The 21138-nt window shown below is 32.6% G+C and carries 18 protein-coding genes; 10 read left to right on the forward strand and 8 right to left on the reverse strand.

The window, feature by feature from the left end:
• The first annotated feature begins 31 nt into the window (after positions 1-31).
• From DK508_RS09610 to lptB, 4 genes are all read left to right on the forward strand, one after another.
• Positions 32-997, forward strand: coding sequence for an SIS domain-containing protein (locus DK508_RS09610; protein WP_109300525.1), 966 nt, complete (start codon positions 32-34; stop codon positions 995-997).
• The gene (gene tatC, locus DK508_RS09615) at positions 997-1830 is read left to right on the forward strand and encodes a twin-arginine translocase subunit TatC (protein WP_109300526.1); all 834 of its coding nucleotides are present in this window, start codon (positions 997-999) and stop codon (positions 1828-1830) included. Before DK508_RS09610 ends, tatC begins: the two co-directional genes overlap by 1 nt.
• Positions 1830-2186, forward strand: coding sequence for a carboxymuconolactone decarboxylase family protein (locus DK508_RS09620; RefSeq protein ID WP_109300527.1), 357 nt, complete (start codon positions 1830-1832; stop codon positions 2184-2186). Before tatC ends, DK508_RS09620 begins: the two co-directional genes overlap by 1 nt.
• A 79-nt stretch (positions 2187-2265) precedes the next feature.
• Positions 2266-3012: an LPS export ABC transporter ATP-binding protein gene (gene lptB, locus DK508_RS09625; RefSeq protein ID WP_109300528.1), complete on the forward strand. Its 747-nt coding sequence runs from the start codon at positions 2266-2268 to the stop codon at positions 3010-3012.
• A gap of 3 nt (positions 3013-3015) precedes the next feature.
• Here lptB and DK508_RS09630 read toward each other — a convergent pair whose 3' ends face one another.
• The gene (locus DK508_RS09630; RefSeq protein ID WP_370443839.1) at positions 3016-3774 is read right to left on the reverse strand and encodes a phosphatidylcholine/phosphatidylserine synthase; all 759 of its coding nucleotides are present in this window, start codon (positions 3772-3774) and stop codon (positions 3016-3018) included.
• Positions 3775-3937: 163 nt separating this feature from the next.
• Between DK508_RS09630 and lnt the strand changes: the two genes are divergently transcribed.
• Complete coding sequence (gene lnt / locus DK508_RS09635) at positions 3938-5527, forward strand: apolipoprotein N-acyltransferase (RefSeq protein ID WP_109300530.1); 1590 nt, start codon at positions 3938-3940, stop codon at positions 5525-5527.
• 26 nt (positions 5528-5553) lie between these two features.
• Here lnt and DK508_RS09640 read toward each other — a convergent pair whose 3' ends face one another.
• Positions 5554-6993, reverse strand: coding sequence for a hypothetical protein (locus DK508_RS09640; RefSeq protein WP_160114642.1), 1440 nt, complete (start codon positions 6991-6993; stop codon positions 5554-5556).
• A gap of 152 nt (positions 6994-7145) precedes the next feature.
• Here DK508_RS09640 and DK508_RS09645 point away from each other — a divergent pair, with 152 nt between their 5' ends.
• The 4 genes from DK508_RS09645 to DK508_RS09660 all read left to right on the forward strand — a co-directional run bounded on the left by DK508_RS09645 (position 7146) and on the right by DK508_RS09660 (position 11891).
• On the forward strand, positions 7146-9017 hold the full coding sequence (locus tag DK508_RS09645; protein WP_109300532.1) for an ABC-F family ATP-binding cassette domain-containing protein: 1872 nt from the start codon (positions 7146-7148) through the stop codon (positions 9015-9017).
• A 49-nt stretch (positions 9018-9066) separates the two neighbouring features.
• Positions 9067-9645, forward strand: a complete 579-nt coding sequence (locus DK508_RS09650) for a hypothetical protein (protein WP_109300533.1) — start codon at positions 9067-9069, stop codon at positions 9643-9645.
• A 67-nt stretch (positions 9646-9712) separates the two neighbouring features.
• The gene (locus tag DK508_RS09655; RefSeq protein WP_109300534.1) at positions 9713-10399 is read left to right on the forward strand and encodes an ABC transporter ATP-binding protein; all 687 of its coding nucleotides are present in this window, start codon (positions 9713-9715) and stop codon (positions 10397-10399) included.
• Between the two features lie 52 nt (positions 10400-10451).
• Complete coding sequence (locus tag DK508_RS09660; protein ID WP_109300535.1) at positions 10452-11891, forward strand: sodium:solute symporter; 1440 nt, start codon at positions 10452-10454, stop codon at positions 11889-11891.
• Here the strand turns inward: DK508_RS09660 and DK508_RS09665 are convergent.
• Positions 11868-12230, reverse strand: a complete 363-nt coding sequence (locus tag DK508_RS09665; protein ID WP_109300536.1) for a CoA-binding protein — start codon at positions 12228-12230, stop codon at positions 11868-11870. The two genes, DK508_RS09660 and DK508_RS09665, sit on opposite strands and share 24 nt — an antisense overlap.
• A 427-nt stretch (positions 12231-12657) precedes the next feature.
• On the opposite strand from DK508_RS09665, the gene DK508_RS09670 reads away from it, so the two are divergent.
• Positions 12658-15030, forward strand: coding sequence for a TonB-dependent receptor domain-containing protein (locus DK508_RS09670; protein ID WP_109300537.1), 2373 nt, complete (start codon positions 12658-12660; stop codon positions 15028-15030).
• 287 nt (positions 15031-15317) lie between these two features.
• On the opposite strand, the gene DK508_RS09675 is transcribed toward DK508_RS09670, so the two are convergent.
• The 5 genes from DK508_RS09675 to DK508_RS09695 form a co-directional block, all read right to left on the reverse strand.
• Positions 15318-16325 carry a 3-oxoacyl-ACP synthase III family protein gene (locus DK508_RS09675; protein ID WP_109300538.1) on the reverse strand — a complete coding sequence of 336 codons (1008 nt, stop codon included), beginning with the start codon at positions 16323-16325 and terminating at the stop codon, positions 15318-15320.
• 244 nt (positions 16326-16569) lie between these two features.
• Complete coding sequence (locus tag DK508_RS09680) at positions 16570-16806, reverse strand: T9SS type A sorting domain-containing protein (protein ID WP_109300539.1); 237 nt, start codon at positions 16804-16806, stop codon at positions 16570-16572.
• A gap of 120 nt (positions 16807-16926) precedes the next feature.
• Positions 16927-17562 (reverse strand): response regulator transcription factor, encoded by a 636-nt coding sequence (locus DK508_RS09685; RefSeq protein WP_109300540.1) that lies wholly within the window; start codon positions 17560-17562, stop codon positions 16927-16929.
• Positions 17555-19609, reverse strand: a complete 2055-nt coding sequence (locus tag DK508_RS09690; protein WP_109300541.1) for an ATP-binding protein — start codon at positions 19607-19609, stop codon at positions 17555-17557. The genes DK508_RS09685 and DK508_RS09690 overlap by 8 nt, the downstream gene beginning before the upstream one ends.
• 198 nt (positions 19610-19807) lie before the next feature.
• Entirely contained in the window at positions 19808-21115 is a 1308-nt protein-coding gene (locus DK508_RS09695; RefSeq protein WP_109300542.1) for an AarF/ABC1/UbiB kinase family protein, read from the reverse strand.
• Positions 21116-21138: the final 23 nt, after the last annotated feature.

The following is a 21138-nucleotide window of genomic DNA, read 5'->3' on the forward strand; positions in this document are numbered from 1 at the left end:
CTTTATTTATAACACGCAAATTTTTTAAATTTTGAATACCCAAGATACTATAATCTCTTATGCTAAAAAAACAATAGCAGAAGAAGCCCAAGCGATTGCCTATCTAGAAGAACTTATTGATGAAGAATTTTCGGAGGCAGTTAAAACCATACAAAACTCTAAAGGTAGAGTTATAATTACCGGTATAGGTAAAAGTGCTATTATAGCTACTAAAATTGTAGCCACTATGAATTCTACAGGAACTCCTGCAGTTTTTATGCACGCTGCAGATGCTATTCATGGGGATTTAGGAAATATCCTTAAAGATGATGTGGTAATTTGCATTTCTAAAAGTGGTAACACACCCGAAATAAAAGTACTGGTTCCATTAATTAAGAATTTCAAAAACCCTCTCATAGGTATTACTGCTAATAAAGATTCCTTTTTGGGTAAAGAAGCTGATCATATATTACATGCTTATGTAGATAAAGAAGCTTGCCCAAATAATCTAGCACCCACCACAAGTACTACAGCTCAACTGGTTATGGGCGATGCCTTGGCCGTTTGTTTACTACATTTGCAAGGATTTTCTAGTCGTGATTTTGCAAAATATCATCCGGGAGGAGCATTAGGAAAAAAATTATACTTGCGAGTAAGTGATATTACTTCGAGTAATGAAAAGCCACAAGTAGCACCCAACGCCAATATAAATACAGTAATTGTAGAAATGACAGAAAAAAGACTTGGTGCCACTGCTGTTACAGAAAACGGAACCATTTTAGGAATTATTACGGATGGAGATTTGCGTAGAATGTTAACCACTAATACTTCTTTTGAAGGGTTAACTGCCAAAGACATTATGTCTGCAAATCCTAAGCAAATCAATAACGATGCAATGGCCGTTGATGCTCTTGAGGTTTTAGAAGGAAATTCAATATCTCAATTGCTAGCAGAGGATAATGGAAATTATGCAGGTTTATTACATATTCATGATCTAATTAGAGAAGGTATTTTATAATGGCAGGATCTGATCAAAGAAACCCTCAATCGATGTCTTTTCTGGACCATCTAGAAGAGTTACGCTGGCACCTTATTAGAGCTACTTTGGCAATTCTTATTGCTGGAGTTGCAGCATTTATTGCAAAAGAGTTCATTTTTGATGTCATTATTTTTGGACCCAAAAAACCTGATTTCCCAACATATAAAGGGTTATGCAACTTATCTAAATTTCTTGGTTTAAACGAAAGTTTGTGTTTTAAAGAGCTTCCATTTAGTGTGCAAAGTAGAAAAGTAGCAGGTCAATTTTCGGTACATATTTGGACATCTATAACAGCTGGTTTTATTATTGCTTTCCCATATGTTTTATACGAATTCTGGAAATTCCTGGCTCCTGCACTATATGATAATGAGAAAAAATATTCAAAAGGGTTTATCATTATCTGTTCTTGGTTGTTTTTCTTAGGTGTACTTTTTGGATATTATGTAATCACTCCACTTTCAATTAATTTCTTAGGAGGATACCAAGTAAGCAAAGAAGTACTTAATGAATTTGATATTGATAGTTATATTGCATTGGTTCGTGCGGCTGTAATTGCCTGTGGATTAATTTTTGAGTTACCTGTAATCATGTTTTTCCTCACCAAAATAGGGCTCGTCACTCCAGAATTCTTAAAAAAATATCGAAAATTTGCATTAGTAATTGTACTAATTTTATCAGCTATAATTACCCCACCTGATATAGCAAGCCAAGTAATCGTTGCAATTCCTATTTTAATATTATATGAGGTAAGTATCTTTATTTCGAAAATTGTAATTAAAAAAGAAAAGAAAAAACTACAAAATCAAGCATAATGAGCAATATAGTAGATGAATTTAATGCCTACAGAGAAAAAATGAATTCTCGTATTCTTGAAGACAACAATAAAGTAATCAAAAGAATATTTAATCTAGACACCAATGCCTTTATGGAAGGGGCTTTGAATGTTAAAACAAAAGAATTACTAGGGTTGGTTGCTTCTGCCGTATTACGCTGTGATGACTGTGTTCGTTATCATCTCGAAACATGTCATAAAGAAGGAATGACCAAGGAAGAAGTAGCTGAAGCTCTTAGTATTGCCACTTTGGTTGGAGGTACGATCGTAATTCCGCATTTACGTAGAGCATACGAATTTTGGGATGCTTTAGAAGAAAAAGCATCACAAAATTAAAATATCAAGTTTTAAAAGAATAATGTACATTTATCGATACGTTATAGCAACACCCCAATGATAAAGAAGTCATTCTATTATGAAGTTAAAAGCAGACAATCTAGTAAAGTCTTATAAAGGTCGAAAAGTAGTAAAAGGTATATCTCTAGAGGTAAATCAAGGAGAAATCGTTGGGTTATTAGGCCCTAATGGAGCTGGTAAAACGACTTCTTTTTATATGATTGTGGGGTTAGTGAAACCTAATGGAGGAAAAATTTCATTAGAAAGCACAGACATTACCAAATACCCTATGTATAAACGTGCCCAAAATGGTATCGGTTATTTGGCACAAGAAGCATCGGTTTTTAGAAAATTAAGTATAGAGGATAACATCTTAAGTGTCTTACAGCTTACGAGCCTTTCTAAACAAGAACAACTTGACAAAATGGAGGCCCTGATTGAGGAATTTGGATTAGGTCATATTCGTAAAAACCGTGGTGATTTATTAAGTGGTGGTGAGCGTCGTCGAACTGAAATAGCCAGAGCATTAGCAACCGACCCCAACTTTATTCTTTTAGATGAACCTTTTGCCGGCGTAGATCCAGTAGCAGTTGAGGATATTCAACGTATTGTAGCCCAATTAAAAAATAAGAATATTGGTATCTTAATAACAGATCATAATGTTCAAGAAACATTGGCCATAACCGACAGAACATATTTAATGTTTGAAGGAAGTATTTTAAAAGCAGGAAAACCAGAAGAATTAGCCGAAGATGAGATGGTACGTAAAGTATATCTAGGACAAAACTTTGAATTAAGAAAAAAGAAAATAGATTTTAATCAATAAATACTAGACACCGTTACTATTTTTATCTCTCCAGAATAGTGATATCAGGATATACAGGATTATAATTAAGGGTATCGCAACAAACTGTAATACTATAATTAGGATTGCAGTAATAAGTAAGAAGATATATCGAATTTTATTTTCTTTAAACCCCCAGGTTTTAAATTTTAATGCGAATAACGGAATTTCGGCATTTAACAGATAACAGCTTACCAGAGTAGTCCCTATCAAAAACCATTTGTTCAAGATCAATTCTGATACAAAGGCTTCATGCTGAAACTTCAAAATTAACGGTAAACTAATAATTAACAACGTATTTGCTGGCGTAGGTAATCCAATAAATGAAGAGGTTTGTCTTGTGTCAATATTAAACTTTGCTAATCTATAGGCTGAAGCTAATGTGATCAAAAGTCCTAATAAGGATACATAAGACCAATCAAAACTCATTAAAATTTGATTAGTTTCCCAAGAACCTGGAGTCACATAAAACGGTTTACCAAATACTTGCGATAATAATTGATACATAACAATACCAGGTACTACACCACTTGTAACCATATCTGCCAAAGAATCTAATTGAAGTCCTAAATCACTTTGGGCATTTAGTATTCGAGCCGCAAAACCATCAAAAAAATCAAATCCAATACCTAAGATTACGAAAAAAGCTGCAAACTCAAGATTGCCGTTAACTGCAAAGATTACTGCAATACAACCACAAAAAAGATTTAGTAGTGTTATACTATTTGGAATTTGTTTTTTAATCCACATGAATTCTGATTTTGTGTAAAAATAGCAAACTATTTTGGTCTATTAATCAAGATTTAAAATATGACATTATATCCTTAACAAAAAAGAAGTATACTATTTTATAATTTGTAACTAAATAAGTTTATTTTCGTTATTCTATATAGTGTATATCTCTACTATGAAAAATATTCTATTGGCTATCCTTTCCGGATTACTCTTAGCCGTAAGCTGGCCAACCTATGGCTTTCCGTTATTTCTATTTTTTGGTTTTGTACCTCTCTTAGTTATCGAATATAATATTCGGTATAAAAAGCGAAGCAAAATAACAATTTTTGGACTTGCATTTCTTTCTTTCTTTATATGGAACATCATAACAACATGGTGGATATATAATTCCTCAGCATTTGGTATGTGGGTTGCCGAAATTGTTAACACACTTATGATGACCATTGTTTTTTGGACCTATCATGTCGTTGCTAAAAAAACAAACTTTACCATTAGCACAATATTTCTAGCTTGTTTTTGGATGAGTTATGAATATCTTCATCTAGAATGGCAAGTATCCTGGCCTTGGCTTAATTTGGGTAATGGGTTTGCTAGTTTTTCTTCTTGGATACAATGGTATGAGTATACCGGAACCTTTGGAGGAACTTTATGGATCTGGATTGTAAATATTGGAATTTTTAAAAGTGTTTTACTTTTTATAGAACACAAAGACAAAACTATTTTATATCGGTCAGCTATTCGAAATGGATTATTAATCTTAATCCCAATACTTATTTCTGTTATTATTTTAAAAACCTATACAGAAAAAGGAAAGGAGATTGAAGTGCTCCTCTTGCAACCTAATATCAATCCGTATACCGAAAAATACAATACTTCAGATAAACGCGTTGGTGAATTATTAACTACATTAACAAATTCAGAAATAACAGATAACACTGATTTTATTATTGCTCCAGAAACTGTTTTTGCAGACAACAATAGACTGCATCAATTTTCAAATTCTACTGCAAAAAAAACAGCTGAAAATATTTTACGAATCTATCCCAATGCGCATTTTCTTTCAGGAATTTCATTAATTGATGTATTCAATGATCCGTCAAGAATAAGGCCACAAACAAATATTCACAGAGAAAACCTCTTTTATGACGATTATAATTCTGCTTTTTTTGTCCGTCCAAACGGAACTAATGAGTTATATCACAAAAGTAAATTAGTCGTAGGTGTTGAGAATTTCCCTTATCAAAGTATTCTCAAACCAATTCTTGGAGATGTCATGATTGATCTTGGAGGGACTGTAGCCAAAAAAACAACGCAAGAAAATCGTGAAGTTTTCTTTACCCAAGATAGTACAGGTGTTGGAACAATGATATGTTACGAAAGTATCTATGGTGAGTTTACAACTGGTTATGTGAAAAACGGAGCTGATTTTTTATCCATAATAACTAATGATGCTTGGTGGGGTAATACACAAGGGCATAGACAACATCTCTCTTTTGCCAAATTAAGAGCCATTGAAACCCGAAGAAGTATTGCTCGTAGCGCAAATACTGGTATCTCTGCAATAATAAATCAAACAGGTACAGTAGTTTCTTCATTAGGTTATGAAAAACAAGGAGTCCTAAAAGGAACATTAAAAACTAATGACAAGGTCACTTTTTATGTGAAAGCTGGAGATTATATTGCGAGAATTTCTATTTTCTTGGCAGTTTTTATCTTTTTATTTTCGGTAACTCGGCGTAAACAAAAAATAGCAAAGCCATAAACTGTTTGATATACATCGGTACGCTATCAATAATTCACTCGATAGGTTTTTGTTCTATTGGTTATTACGGAACAACTTATTCTTAATTGGGTTACACCAGAAATTTGAAGTACAGGATCTCCAGGAAGTCCGCCATATTCAACAATATATCCTTGAGCTTGATAGGCTCCACCTCCACCTGCAATTGGTAAATCGTTCCAAGAATTTTGAATACCAATTGTGTCATCAGTGATATGTGCATAATGTTCTCCACCAGCACCAACATTGTTAGGCTCTCCAGTATTCCAAAATGCAAATTCGCCAAGCACCACAGTACCTGTTTGATTTCCTATCCAAAATGACGTTCCTGCCTCGGGGCCGGTTTCCCAGCGCCAATCACCTTCTCCTGTTCCAAAATTATCACTTGCCCCTATCCATCCGGTTCCTGTTATCTGATCTCCTGCAAAAGCTGCCTCTATAGCACTAGTAAGGGTTGTTAAATATCCTTGAAAGCCAAAAAATGTCCTTAACGCTGCCTCGTCTCTTGCATCATCCCATCTGATACCTAAAGAAGGTATAAACTCATAATAATGTCCCGTTTCTGGCAAAAACAAAGGAGTACCTAATACAACAGAAAATTCTCTCAGCACACTAACAGCTGGTGGAGTAGAAGAAAAAGTAACTGCTAGGACTGCTGCTTCGAACTCGGCTAAGGTGGCTGGACCTGCTAAGGTTAATCTTCCCTCGGTAACATCCCAAGTATCTGTAATATTTGGATGAGATCCTGTTAATGTTAGTAAATCTTGTCCGTTTTGATACCCTGTAGAAATTTGTATTGTTAACTGATCTAATTGTGTATCATCAGCATCTGTAATACTAACCGTTTGGACAACAGGGATAGAATTTGTTGCATTAGGGCAAAAAAGTTGATCTCCCGTAACACTTATAACTGGTGCCGCATCAATTAATATAACTTCTATTTGTACATCATCAGCCATAAAAATATCCCCTGCATCAGACCAATCATTGTTATTATTAATAAATCTTATGGTAGTATTTGCAGAAATGAATGCCGAAATATTTTGAGTGAAAGTACCAGTTTGAGTTCCGCCAAAAGTTGCTAATGTTGTAAAACTAGTTCCATCACTTGATACTTGGATAGACATAAATTCATTAGCATCCAAAGTCTGAGTTTCCCAATCAAAAGACAAAATAGCCGATGAAGTTCCTGATAAATCCGCAGTTCTGGTAATTGTTTCGCTCCAAATCCAATTAAAATCTAATTGATTTCCTAAAATAGCAATAAACCCACCAGCCGGATCATTATTGGTAGCAAAAGGTTCGGTTTCTATCCAATTACCAGCCCAGTTTAAAGTACCGTCATTATTAGCGTAAGAAACTGTGCCAAAATTATCAAGATAGGTCTCTTGAGCCAGTAGAAAATGTGTACACCAAAAAATAGCAATCGTAAGTAAAAATTTATTCATAGGCATTGTTATAGTTCAATTTAGGGTAATCAAAATATACGTAAAAATAAGAAATAATATATAATTGTACTCAAAAGAAAGATCATAGAACGTTTAAAACCTTTCATAGAATCTATTTCTATTTATCTTTGCCTCAATTTTAAAATTAATAAGTGAATTACGTATCTGTAGAAAATATAGCCAAGGCATTTGGAGAACGAGTTTTGTTTAATGACATTTCTTTTGGAATTAATGAAGGGCAAAAAGTAGGTTTTGTAGCCAAAAATGGAACCGGTAAAACTTCCTTACTTAACATTATCGCTGGTGATGAAGAACCTGATAGCGGTCAAGTAGTATATAGGAAAAACTTAAAAGTTTCTTTTTTATCACAAGAACCCAATCTGGACCCAAACCTAACCATCGAACAGACTATTTTTGCATCGGATAATGAAACACTGCAGATTATTAATGCCTATGAAAAGGCGTTACAAAATCCTGATGATGCAGAAAATTATCAAAAAGCGTTTGAACAAATGGATGCTTTTAATGCATGGGATTTTGAAACTCAATACAAACAAATACTTTTTAAACTAAAATTAGATGATTTAGATAAAAAAGTAGGAGATCTTTCTGGGGGTCAAAAAAAAAGACTTGCACTTGCTAATATCTTATTAAGTAAACCCGATTTACTTTATCTAGATGAACCTACAAACCATCTTGACTTAGAGATGATTGAGTGGCTCGAGGAGTATTTTGCCAAAGAAAATTTCACCCTTTTTATGGTTACCCATGATCGATATTTTCTTGAAAATGTTTGTAATGAAATTGTAGAGTTAGAAAATGGCAAGTTATATAGCTATAAAGGTAATTATGCCTATTACCTGAATAATAAAGAGGCTAGAATTGCAAATGAACAAATTGCCACAGATAAAGCAAAACAACTATATAAAAAAGAACTGGATTGGATGCGGCGTCAACCAAAAGCACGTACTACAAAATCTAAATCTAGAATTGATGACTTTTTCGAAATAAAAGAACGCGCTCATAAACGTCGTAATGATCATGAAGTACAATTAGAAATCAACATGGAGCGATTAGGAAGTAAAATTCTTGAAATCCATAAAGTTTCTAAAAGTTTTGAGGATTTGGTCCTATTAGATCAATTCGAATATGTTTTCAAAAAAGGAGAACGTATAGGTATCATCGGAAAAAATGGAACAGGTAAATCAACCTTTCTTAATATGATCACTGGAGGAATTGCTCCTGATCAAGGAAAAATTGTTATAGGTGACACCGTTAAATTCGGGTACTATACTCAAAGAGGTATTGTGATTAAAGAAGGCCAAAAAGTGATTGATGTCATTCGAGAATTTGGAGATTACATTCCTTTAAAAAAAGGCAGGCAAATTTCGGCACAACAATTATTAGAACGTTTCTTGTTTGATCGAAAAAAACAATATGATTTTGTTGAAAAGTTAAGTGGTGGCGAGCGAAAAAGACTGTATTTATGTACAGTACTTATTCAAAATCCGAACTTTCTAATATTAGATGAACCTACTAATGATCTTGATATAGTAACCCTTAATGTTTTAGAAAACTTTCTGTTAGATTTTCCTGGTTGTTTACTTGTGGTATCTCACGATCGTTATTTTATGGACAAAATTGTAGATCATTTATTTGTTTTTCAAGGGAATGGAATAATTCAAGATTTTCCGGGCAACTATACTGATTACAGGATCTATGAAAGTAGCGGTACACCATCCGAAGTTTCTAAGTCAGAAAATACTGAATCAAAAACGAAGAAAACCTGGAAAAAAGATAATAAACCTGGGCTCTCCTACAATGAACAAAAAGAGTTCAATAAAATAGAGCGCGATCTTAAAAAATTAGAAATCGAAAAAAAAGATATAGAAAGTCTTTTTGCGAAAGGTACGCTCGAAGGAGATAAAATTAATGAGGAGTCTCAAAAACTACAACAAATTATTGATAAAATTGAGGAAAATGAAATGCGTTGGTTCGAACTTTCAGAAAAAATCGAAGAATGATAAATTGTAAAGAACATAATATCTTATACGTCTAACCCCAAAACACCTCATGTTCTTCAAAACTAAATCTTTTTTAAAATTTATTTTTAAGGCTACCAATCAACATGGTGTTCATTCTCCTTTTGTTTATAATCTGATTACATTATGTTTTTACGATAAACAAGAGAAACGATCATACCCTTCTATAAAAGCAATATTTACAAATAATAATGACACTCCCCCATTGTCTTTAAAAAAAGCCAAACTCCTCAATCGTTTATTAACATATTTCAATTATAAACAGGTATTATTGCTCGAAGAACCTTCAGGCTTTGTAAGTCAGGTCTTACCTTTTTATAATGCCATTAATATTTCAAATAACATAGATCAAAAGGACGAATATGATTTTATTTATGTTGATTTAAAGAAAAATACTATTGATCTTGAAAACATTGATGAACTTTTTCGTAAGACCAATAATGATTCCTTATTAGTAATTAATGCAATTAATGCATCAAAGAAAAATGCTGATACTTGGAACCAAATCAAAAAACACCCTAAAGTAAAAGTTACTATAAACACCTTTGCTTTAGGCTTTATTTTTTTCAGAAAAGAACAAGTTAAAGAACATTTTACCATTAGATTGTAACAACTTCAATCCTAATGCGTCAAATAGGCGAATATTGTATCTTAGACAAAATTGCAGAGGCTATCATATGGAAAACGTTATAGAGATCAGAAACATTATTAGAAATTTTCAATTAGGTCAAGAAACGGTTTATGTATTAAAAGGTATTGACTTAGACATCCTAAGAGGAGAATATGTTGCTATCATGGGACCGTCTGGATCAGGAAAATCAACATTAATGAATCTTTTAGGGTGCTTAGACACTCCTACAGGAGGAACATATATTCTAAATGGTAATGATGTAAGTAAGATGACGGATAACGAATTAGCCGAAATTAGAAATAACGAAATCGGTTTTGTTTTTCAAACATTTAATCTATTACCAAGAACAACCGCATTAGATAATGTAGCATTGCCAATGATTTATGCTGGTGCATCCAAAAAAGATCGTACCGTTCGCGCTGAAGAGGTTTTAACGGATGTAGGCCTAGCAGATCGTATGGATCACAAACCTAATCAACTATCTGGTGGACAAAGACAAAGAGTTGCAGTAGGAAGAGCGCTCGTAAATAAACCATCCATCATTTTGGCAGATGAACCAACAGGAAATCTAGATTCGAAAACTTCTATAGAGATCATGAATTTATTTGATGAAATCCACGCTGCAGGAAATACTGTTATTATAGTGACACACGAGGAAGAAGTTGCGACCCACGCCCATCGAGTGATCAGATTGCGTGATGGTGTGATAGAAAGTGATGTAAGAAATAAATAGTTCAAAGTTTCAAGTTAATTTGTATTTTGGTGACTCATTTTAACCAAAATTTATGCAACCTTCTCACATCCTGCTTTTAATCGCAGGTTATTTTGGAATCCTTTTACTCATTTCATATTTCACAGGAAGAAACGCCGATAACGATTCTTTTTTCAAGGCCAATAGACAATCTCCCTGGTATATTGTAGCATTTGGAATGATTGGAGCTTCGCTTAGTGGAGTTACGTTTATTTCGGTTCCGGGATGGATAGAAGCTTCACAGTTTAGCTATATGCAGGTTGTATTTGGATATATTTTAGGTTATGCAGTGATTGGCACAGTATTGTTACCATTATATTATAAACTTAATCTTACTTCGATATACACATATCTCGATGAGCGTTTCGGGAACTATTCATATAAAACAGGCGCCTCTTTTTTCTTATTGTCTAGAGTTGTTGGTGCAAGTTTCAGATTATTTTTGGTAGCCAACGTATTACAGGCAATTCTTTTTGATGCATTACATGTTCCTTTCTGGCTTACTGTAATCATTACTATTCTTTTAATCTGGTTATATACTTTTAAGTCGGGAATAAAAACTATTGTTTGGACAGATACTTTGCAAACATTATTTATGTTGATTGCTGTTGGTGTTGCTATATATTATGTTGCTGATGATCTTGGTATCCAAGGATCTAATCTATTGGGCTACGTTATAGACAGTGATCTTTCGAAAATGTTTTTCTTTGATGATTTTAAAAGTGCAAATTATTTCTGGAAACAATTTTTTTCTGGTGCTTTTATAGCGATTGTAATGACTGGACTTGATCAGGATATGATGCAAAAAAATCTAACCTGTCGTAGCTTAAAGGACGCACAAAAAAACATGTTTTGGTTTACCATAGTACTTACTTTTGTAAACTTTGTATTTCTTGGTCTTGGATTATTACTTACGCAATATGCCGCTCAAAATGGTATAGATGCTCATAAGGATCAGTTATTCCCTGTTATTGCTACAAAAAGTGGTTTAGGTTTTGGTATTGCTATCTTTTTTGTTCTTGGCTTAATAGCCGCTGCATATAGTAGTGCCGATAGTGCGTTAACTTCTCTTACGACATCTTTTAGTATCGATATCTTAGATCTTGAGAAAAAGTATAGTCCTGAAGATCAAATAAAAACACGTAAAAAAATTCACATCCTGTTTTCATTGATTCTCGTTCTCGTTATTATTGCTTTTAAGTATATTATTAAGGATGAAAGTGTAATTGCAAAATTATTTGTGTTTGCAGGATATACATATGGACCATTACTAGGACTGTATGCTTTTGGGCTATTTACCAAACTTAATGTAAAAGATCGTTTGGTTCCTATTATAGCAATTCTATCCCCTATTTTATCCTATATCATAAGTGTAAATAGTGCTACTTGGTTTGGTTTTGAATTTGGGTTTTTTATTTTAATCCTCAATGGTTTTTTAACCTTTTTGGGACTAGTATTGATCCGTAGAAAGTAAGACTAACGTACAAGCAATCTCAACCTCTATACCTGCAGCTTTTAATAATGCATATAACTCAGGGTTTTCTGTACCTGGATTAAAAATTACTCGTTCGGGTTTTAGGTCAATAATATAATCGTAATACTCTTGTTGCCTTTTAGGATTTAAATACAAGGTAACCGTATTAATATCAGAAAAATCCTGTAACCCTTTTTCAATTACTACACCAGCAACGTCACCTTCTCTAAGGCCTATCGCCTTAACTTCATGCTTATGATTAGTTAATTTCTTAATCGCAAAATTTGAATACCGATCTGGTTTAAGAGAGGCGCCAAGTACTAATGTTTTCTTACTCATAGAATCATTTCAATTTGTGGCAATTTAGGCATCATATGCAGATCAAATAAGAGCAAAAACGTTAAAAAAATAAGTCAGAATGTTAAAAATAACTGAAGAGTGTAACACAAACCAAAGCACTCCGTCTTACATATATAAAGATATGATTTTTCATAGATTTAGTTAGTTAGTTACTTTATAATAATCAAATTTTATTCATAGTTGATGGTTAGTGTTACTATTTGGTTATTATGGAAAACCGCCTTTGGACAAGGCGGTTTTCATTTTTTATAATGTAATGTTAAAAACAAAATAATTTGTAACAGAAATTACCCATCATCGTCTTGTCTTTATATACGCTTAATCACCGTATCAATTATAACACGATATGTTTTTGAAATAAAACAAAAACATATCGTCAATATCAATCAATCAAATAAACGTTCAGATGAAAACAATTAATCAAAAAACAATTGTACTGTTTTTTCTATCCTTTTGGTGTCTTATTATCACCGCTCAACCAAAAAACGAAGCTCTAGTAGGAACCATTAAAGGTAAGGTAATCGACAAAAACCTAAAACAACCAATTCCTTATGCCACGGTTGTAATTAATGATGGATCGGATAAAATTATTAGTGGTGGAATCAGTACTGAAACTGGTGATTTTTTAATCACTGATATTCCTAAAGGAAATTATACCTTAAAAATCCAATTTATAGGATATACAACATATTCGCAATCTATAGAAATTTCAAAAAAAAACAAGGATATAGATGTTGGTCTTGTTACTCTTGAAGAAACAGCCCAGGCATTAGATGATGTAACCATAGTTGCCGAAAGAACTACTATAGAACAAAAAATTGATCGCAAGGTTATTAATGTAGGAAAAGATTTAACCACTACGGGTGGTACCGCTGCAGAAATAATGAATAATATTCCATCGGTTAATGTTGATCAAGATGGTAATATAGCACTACGAGGTAATCAAAATGTACGTATTCTTGTAGATGGTAAACCAACCAACATAAGCGCCACACAATTACTCCGACAAATTCCATCTACTTCCATTAAAAAAATTGAATTAATTACTAATCCTTCTGCCAAATACAATCCTGAAGGAATGAGCGGTATAATCAATATTATACTTCATAAAAACAGTAATATTGGATTTAATGGTAACATTAATATGGGAGTTAATTGGGACAAAAATGCAAGATTTAATAACTCTATAGATTTAAATTATAGATCCGGAAAAATTAACCTATATGGTAATTATGGAGCAAACATTACAAAGAATCAAAATGGTGGCTTTGTACTAAGAGAAGATGAAAATTATCTCACCAATTTCGTTTTCCTCGATAATAATAAATCGCATTTATTTAAAGTAGGAGTAGATTATTTTATTAATGATCGTAATACAGTATCGGTATATACTAATCAAAATTTGTTTGATGGTATAACATCAGGAACTACAGATATAATTTTCTTAGATAACAACGAAAATGACCTCACGCAAGACTTAGTAAGTGATAGCGATAATTTAGGTTCCACCTATAACTTTGATTATAAACATGACTTCAAAAAAGAAGGACATAATATTGAATTAGAAGTAGATTATAATGTCTTTGATAGTGATAGTGACGATGATTTCAATTTTATTGGTGGTACCGGAACGCTTACTGATTATAATGATCTTATTGATAACGAAAGAAAGAATACAACTATTAACTTAGATTATGTAAACCCATTATCAGAAAAAACTAAACTAGAATTAGGTTACGAAGCGCGATTAAGAAGAACAGATAATAATTATCAATCTACGTTATTTCCCAATTCTATATATAGTTATGATCGTGATATACACTCATTATATGCTACATATGGAAAAAACTTTGAAAAATGGTCCTATCAAGTTGGGGCTAGATTAGAAAACTATCAAGTTGAAGCCATTTTTAACGGTGAAAGAGTATTTGAAGATGAAATTTTTACCATATATCCTTCGGCTTACTTAACTTATAAATCAGGAGAAAAAGACACATATCAACTAAGCTATAGCAGAAGAGTGGATAGACCTGGGTTAAATCAAGTAAACCCTATTAGAGAGTGGAGTACGCCAAGAATAACTTCGATTGGTAACCCAGCACTTGATCCACAATTTACCAACTCTATAGAGGCAAATTATACAAAAAGGATAAAAGGCGGGTCTATTACAGGAGGCGTATTTTATAGATTGATTAATGATGAAATTAATCAAACTCTTATAGAAAACCCTGATGTAGAAGAAGGGCAGATATTAACCTTTGATAACTTTGATAATAATTCTGCCTACGGAATCGAGATTTCAAGTAATTACAAACCTACCAAATGGTGGAATTTTAATGCTAGTTTTGATTTATATGGCCAAACTCAAAAAGGAATTATTGAAGGCATATCTAAAGAAGTAGATGCTGTTATTTATAACTTTAGAGTAAATAACAATTTCAAAGCGACTAAAAACCTTACTTTTCAAATATTTGGGTTTTATAGAGGTGAACAAGAAGGTGTACAGTTTAAAACAAAACCTTTTTACTTTATAAATACAGGTGCCAGATATAACTTCATGAAAGGAAAAGGAACAGCAAGTATTAATTTTAATGATATTTTTAATACAATGAGGTTTCGATTTTCTAGTGATGCACCATTTCCACAAAGTGGAAGATTTCAAGGAGAAACTCAGACCGTTTATCTAGGTTTATCCTATCGATTTGGAAGTGGGAAAAATAGAAAAGTATCAAGAAAACGTAGAGATAATAACGAAAAATCTGGCGGAGGCATACTTTAATTATGTTTTTTTCACAAAAAATGTTAATACACAAAGAATATATTAATATATTAGTTAAATTTATATTTTTACAGGTGAAAAAAGGCTTAAAGTTAAATAAATGTAAAAATTTGCTACTTTTTGTAACACTTTGAAAATAATACCGTTTAATATAGTACAGTCATGGTTATAATTTATTTGAATTAGCCTTTAAAAAATAATAACCGAGTTATTCATAAATAAAACGCGATACTAATCTTAGTATCGCGTTTTCCTTTTTTATATCATTATATGGATATAATAGCGCTTTACCATTTTATGATTGCACTACCCCATGTAAATCCGCTTCCAAAAGCCGCAAGAACAACTAGGTCGCCTTCTTTTATCTTTCCTTGCTCCCAAGCTTCAGTAAGCGCTATTGGGATTGATGCAGCAGTTGTATTACCATATTTTTGAATATTATTATACACCTTGTCATCTGATAATTTAAATTGTTTTTGCACAAATTGAGAAATTCTAAGATTTGCTTGATGCGGTATCAGCATATCAATATCTACTGCACTAAGATCATTAGCTTGTAATCCTTCATTAATAACCTCTGAGAAACGAACGACTGCATTTTTAAATACAAATTGTCCGTTCATATAAGGATAATAAGGAATATTCTCCTGCGGGTTTTCTTCGATTATTTCTGGCACCCAATGATCTGTACTAGGTCCTTCTAAAGATAATTCTTTGGCATGCGCTCCTTCACTATGCAAATGTGTCGATAAGATCCCTTGCCCTTCTTTCTCACTTCGAGTTAATACAGCTGCACCAGCACCATCACCAAAAATAACTGATACTCCCCTTCCTCTTGTAGACATGTCTAAACCTCCACTATGATTCTCGCTACCAATTACCAGAACATTTTTATACATTCCTGTTTTTATAAACTGATCAGCAACCGATATAGCATATACAAAACCGCTACACTGATTACGAACATCAAGAGCGGGAATTGTTCTCATATTCATCATCTCTTGCACTCGAACTCCTCCTCCCGGAAAATACATATCCGGACTAAGGGTTGCAAAAATAATTAAATCAATATCATCTGTAGATAAATTGGCTCTTTCTAAAGCTATTTTTGCGGCCTTAACCCCCATCGTGGATGTGCTATTACCATCTCCTTTTTTGATATGGCGTCTCTCTTTAATACCTGTTCGTTCCTGAATCCAAGCATCATTAGTATCCATTAATTTAGAAAGATCATCATTAGTAACAACATTTTCAGGTACATATGATCCCAATCCTGATATTTTTGAAGTATACATATAATAAAGTATTGTGTATTGTGCGTTATATTATGCTTTAATAAGAATTGCCGCACAATATATGTATTCTTACCATCTTGATAAAACAAACAGTAATTATATTATATGCATGCATAACAACTTGATTAATTCAACTCAAAAAACATAAAACTATTTTGAAGATAAACAAAGTCTAACTCTCTTAAAATAAAAAGGCTATAAACTTTTTGAGTATATAGCCTTTTTCCCCCAATCTTCCTAAAATTTATAATTTTAGAAATTTTTTAGTCATTACCTTGCTTTCGTTTTCTACTCTTACGGTATATATCCCTTCGGGTAATGAAGCAAACGAAATTGTATTTCGAATTGCCAATTTATTTTTTTTTCGAACAATTTTCCCTTTCTTATTTAGAACCTTCAAAGATACCGAAGAAGCTTGATCTATAAGATCCACATAAACTTTACCTTCAATTGGATTTTGATATATCGAAAATGTTCTCATTACTACTTTGCGTTCAACTCTAAAAAAGAATTTCTATTCGTAATTTTTCTGATACTACAAATATATAGATCGAACCCATACCAAAACATACGTAGCCCTACGTAATTATTATAGTATCTATTATCGAGATAAGGAATCCTTATTCTTTTGAGACCAAATTAGAAGTGAATTAGGTTTTTGATCAATATCAAGTTTTTTAATGATATTGGCTCGATGTTTCTCTACCGTTCTTACAGAAATACTTAAAACCTCAGCAATTTCCGTACTAGTCATTTCGTCGGCAATATATTTAAGGATCTTAATTTCAGATGAAGTTAGTTTTTGAATATTGGGTTCTTGTTCTGAAGAATGTATAAAACGTTTATATATTTTTTCGCTAAAATAAGGTGTACCCTCACATACACTCCTAATGCATGCCTCAATTTCGCTTAAGGCAAACTCTTTTAATAGATACCCATGAATATTATATTTTATCGCATCTTCAAAGATTTTTTTTTCCTTGTGTAGTGTATTAAGGATAACTCTCGTATCTATTTGATGTCTTTTACAGTTTTTGGCTATATCGATACCAGTCATATTAGGCATTTCGATATCCAAAATGGCTATATCGGGTTTTTCTTTTACAATTGCATTATACGCAGAGAGACCATCCATACATGTAGCTATAATATTATATTTTTTTTCTTTCAAAAACTCCTCAAGACCTTTGAGCAATAGTGGGTGGTCATCAGCAATAAGAATACTTGGGTTAAGCATATTTTGGAATTTTAAAGATCAATGTAGTTCCTTTATTTATCTCTGAAAGTATATCAAAACTTGCACTAAGAAATTTTGAACGTTCGCTAAGTGTTTTTAACCCAATTTTAGAAAGTGATACTTTTTCTTTGGAAACATCAAATCCCTGACCATTATCCTTAATAACGATCTCAACGTCATTTTCTTTGTTAATTACTGTAATCTCTGCGGATCTGGCATTAGAATGTTTTAAAATATTATTAAAGCTTTCCTGAACCAATCTGTAAATATTTATCTCCCGTTCTGGATCAAAAACTTTATCTATATTATCTATCTCTGCCGAGATAAAAATATCATAATTCTCGTCTATCATTTCTACACTACTCTCTAAAGTAACCGTCAATCCAAGTTCTTCTAACTTGAATGGATGTAAGCTCCTAGATATTGAACGTACTTCATCTATAACTCCATCAACTACCTTAGCCGTTTGAGTATCCTTATTTCGGGTGACTTTATTTTTAATAATTAATAAGCTTTGTCCTACGCTATCATGCAGATCTTTAGAAATGCGTTTACTTACACGTTCTTGTGTTTGTAATAACTCCTGCAAAAAGGACTGTTGCAATTTCTTGTTTCGTAGTAATAAAGTTCTATTTCTATATAGATATACAGATAGAAATAAAAGACTAAGACCTATTCCTCCAAAAAGTATTAGGTTTCTTTTTGCTTTATCTTTTTCCTCGAGCATATCAATATTTACTTTTTGCAAAGCAATTTTATTATCTCTTTTCTCTGTCTCGTACAATGTTTGATAGTAAATAAAACTATTAGACCGCAACACATTGTAAATAGAATCTTTTAAGACCAAGTGTGTTTCCAAATGTTTAGAAGCATTAGAAAAATCATTTGATCGTTTATACGCCTGCGAAAGTTCTTTTTCTAAGGGTACTTGACCTCTAATATCTTTGGAGTTTTTAAATATTTCTATTTCTTCTTCAAAAACTGGGATAGCTTCTTGATGTTTTCCTTGTGCAACTTTTAATCTCCCCAGTGCTTTTAAATAAAATATCCTATCATATGGGCTATTGATCATATCAGGATGAAGTTTTAGAGAATCAAAATATACTTCGGCTATTTCTGGTTTTTGTTGTTTCGCATAAAATTCGCACAAATAAGACCATACTCTAAATTTATCAAGAGAAAGTTTTTCTTGTTTATTTAAAAAAGCAAGTGCCTTAAGATAAGCTTTCTCCTCTTTTTTGTATTCTTTCTTTTTCACAAAATCACGAGCATCATTAATACTCAGTTCTGCTAATGCTCGATAATTTTTATTTTTTTGGCTATCTAATAGAGCTCTGATACTTTGTCGTTCTTCAAAAGATTTATCAACTAAATAGAGTTGGCTAAATATACCGGATATACCAAAACCCGTAAAAGCCACATATGCGGTATCCTTCATTTGCGCATATAATTCTTTGGCCTCTTGATATTTTAATACTGCTTGAGTGAGATGACCTAATCGCTCATGAGCCTGACCACAAAAGTAAACCGCATCAGCTTCAAAAATGGTATCCTTAGTTTGGTGATATACTTTTTGTGCTTTATTATACTCAACAACAGCATTTTCTAAATTATCGATTTGATAATATGCACCTGCCTTTTTTATATAGAGATGTCCTAGGTTAATTCTTTTCTTAATCCTATTACTATCATTAATAATATTATTTACGATAGCTAGTGCCGAATCCGGTTTTCCAATAACTTGAAGATAATGATTAGTAAGTCGTGATGTTAGCGAAGCTGCTCTATCAAAACTATCTAACTTTTTGGACAAATCTATATGTTGTAAAGCATACTTTGAATAGTATTTTTTATAAAAATCACGATCTACACGTTGCAATTTTTGTATGCTCTTAGAAAGCGAATCTAATACATCTAATTTTTCTAAACTTTCGGGTGTATCATTAACTTTTTTAATAAAGTCCTGAAGGTCTTCCTTTTCTTGAGAAAATCCACAAAAAACCGATATCAAAAAAATAACACAAAAATAAATACTCTGTCTAAACATCCTTGAGGGAAATTTGTAAAGGTGAAGATAAGGATATTTGCATTTTTGCAGCTATAGACGTTTCAATTTTTTAAATAAAAAAATTCCTACAAATCATAATACAACACCTACTTAAATGCGGAAGGTGTGCCAACCACAGCACACCTCCCTAACAACCTAACCAATAAATAAACAAACCAAAGTTGATCGAGCGATCAACTATAGGTAATTTTCAAAATTTTTCACTCGAATTGAAGCTTTCAAATCGTGTAACAAATTGTATAAGCCGAAAAACGTTCTGTTGATATACAAGAAGTGTTTACTTCCTCTATTACCGTTCATTTTTCTAAGCTCAGTATCCTTAGAATATTTCTCACTTAACTCTGTAATTCTTCCCCAAAATTCTTCATTTGCAAAATCAAACACTGGCCCATTAAATGGTTGTGTAAATAAGCTTAACATTTCATGGAACAACTCCGAAAAGAATGTTTTTTCTTTGGGAGAATCATCTTCTCGGAGTATTTCCAATTGAAACATCTTTTGGGCAAAAAAATTAGGGTTATCAATATTTTCTTGATCAGCCAATTCAAAATAGGGTGTATAAAAATCTATTGGTATTTTTTTTACACAACCAAAATCTATAGCTATTAAATTATCGGTATCATCAACCAAAAAGTTGCCAGGGTGAGGATCTGCATGAACCGCCTTTAATACATGTATTTGATACATATAGAAATCCCATAGTGCCTGACCTATTTTATTTGCTTTTTCCTGATCCTTATTTTGTTGAGCAAACTCACTAATATGCACACCATCCATCCAATCCATAGTGATTATACGTTCGCTAGATAATTGCTCATAATATTTTGGAAACCTAAGATTAGGAATCTTGGCACATGCTTCTGTAATTTCTTTACTTTGATGTACTTCCAAGATATAATCAGTTTCTTCAAGAAGTTTACCTTCTAGTTCTTTAAAATATTTTTCAGAGTCTTTACCTTTTAAATTAAACATTCTGACGGCGATGGGTTTAACCATCGCCAAATCAGAACTTATACTGTTTGCAACTCCAGGATATTGAATTTTCACAGCAAGTTTTTTCCCATCTTTAATCGCCTTATGTACCTGTCCGATACTAGCGGCATTTATAGATTGAGTTGCAAACGTATCATATAAATCTTCTGGGTATTCTCCGTGATATTTTTTAAAAGTTTTTCTTACCAAAGGTGCAGAAAGAGGTGGTACGCTAAATTGGGCAAGCGAAAACTTCTCGACATACGCATTAGGTAATAAATTCTTTTCCATAGATAGCATTTGTGCTACTTTAAGAGCACTTCCCTTCAAACTTTTTAGACCATCATATATATCGGCAGCATTATCCTCATTTAATTGATCTTTTGTAATCTTAGGGTTCACAGCTTTTTTGCTATAATATTTAAGATAGTTACCTCCTACCTTTACTCCTGTTTTTACCAGTTCGGTAGTGCGTCCTAATTTTGTAGTTGGTATGTTATCTATCGTTTTCATTTATTTATGTACTAAGAGTCTAT

This window comes from Aquimarina sp. AU474 (assembly GCF_900312815.1).
In the GTDB taxonomy this organism is placed as follows: Bacteria; Bacteroidota; Bacteroidia; order Flavobacteriales; family Flavobacteriaceae; genus Aquimarina.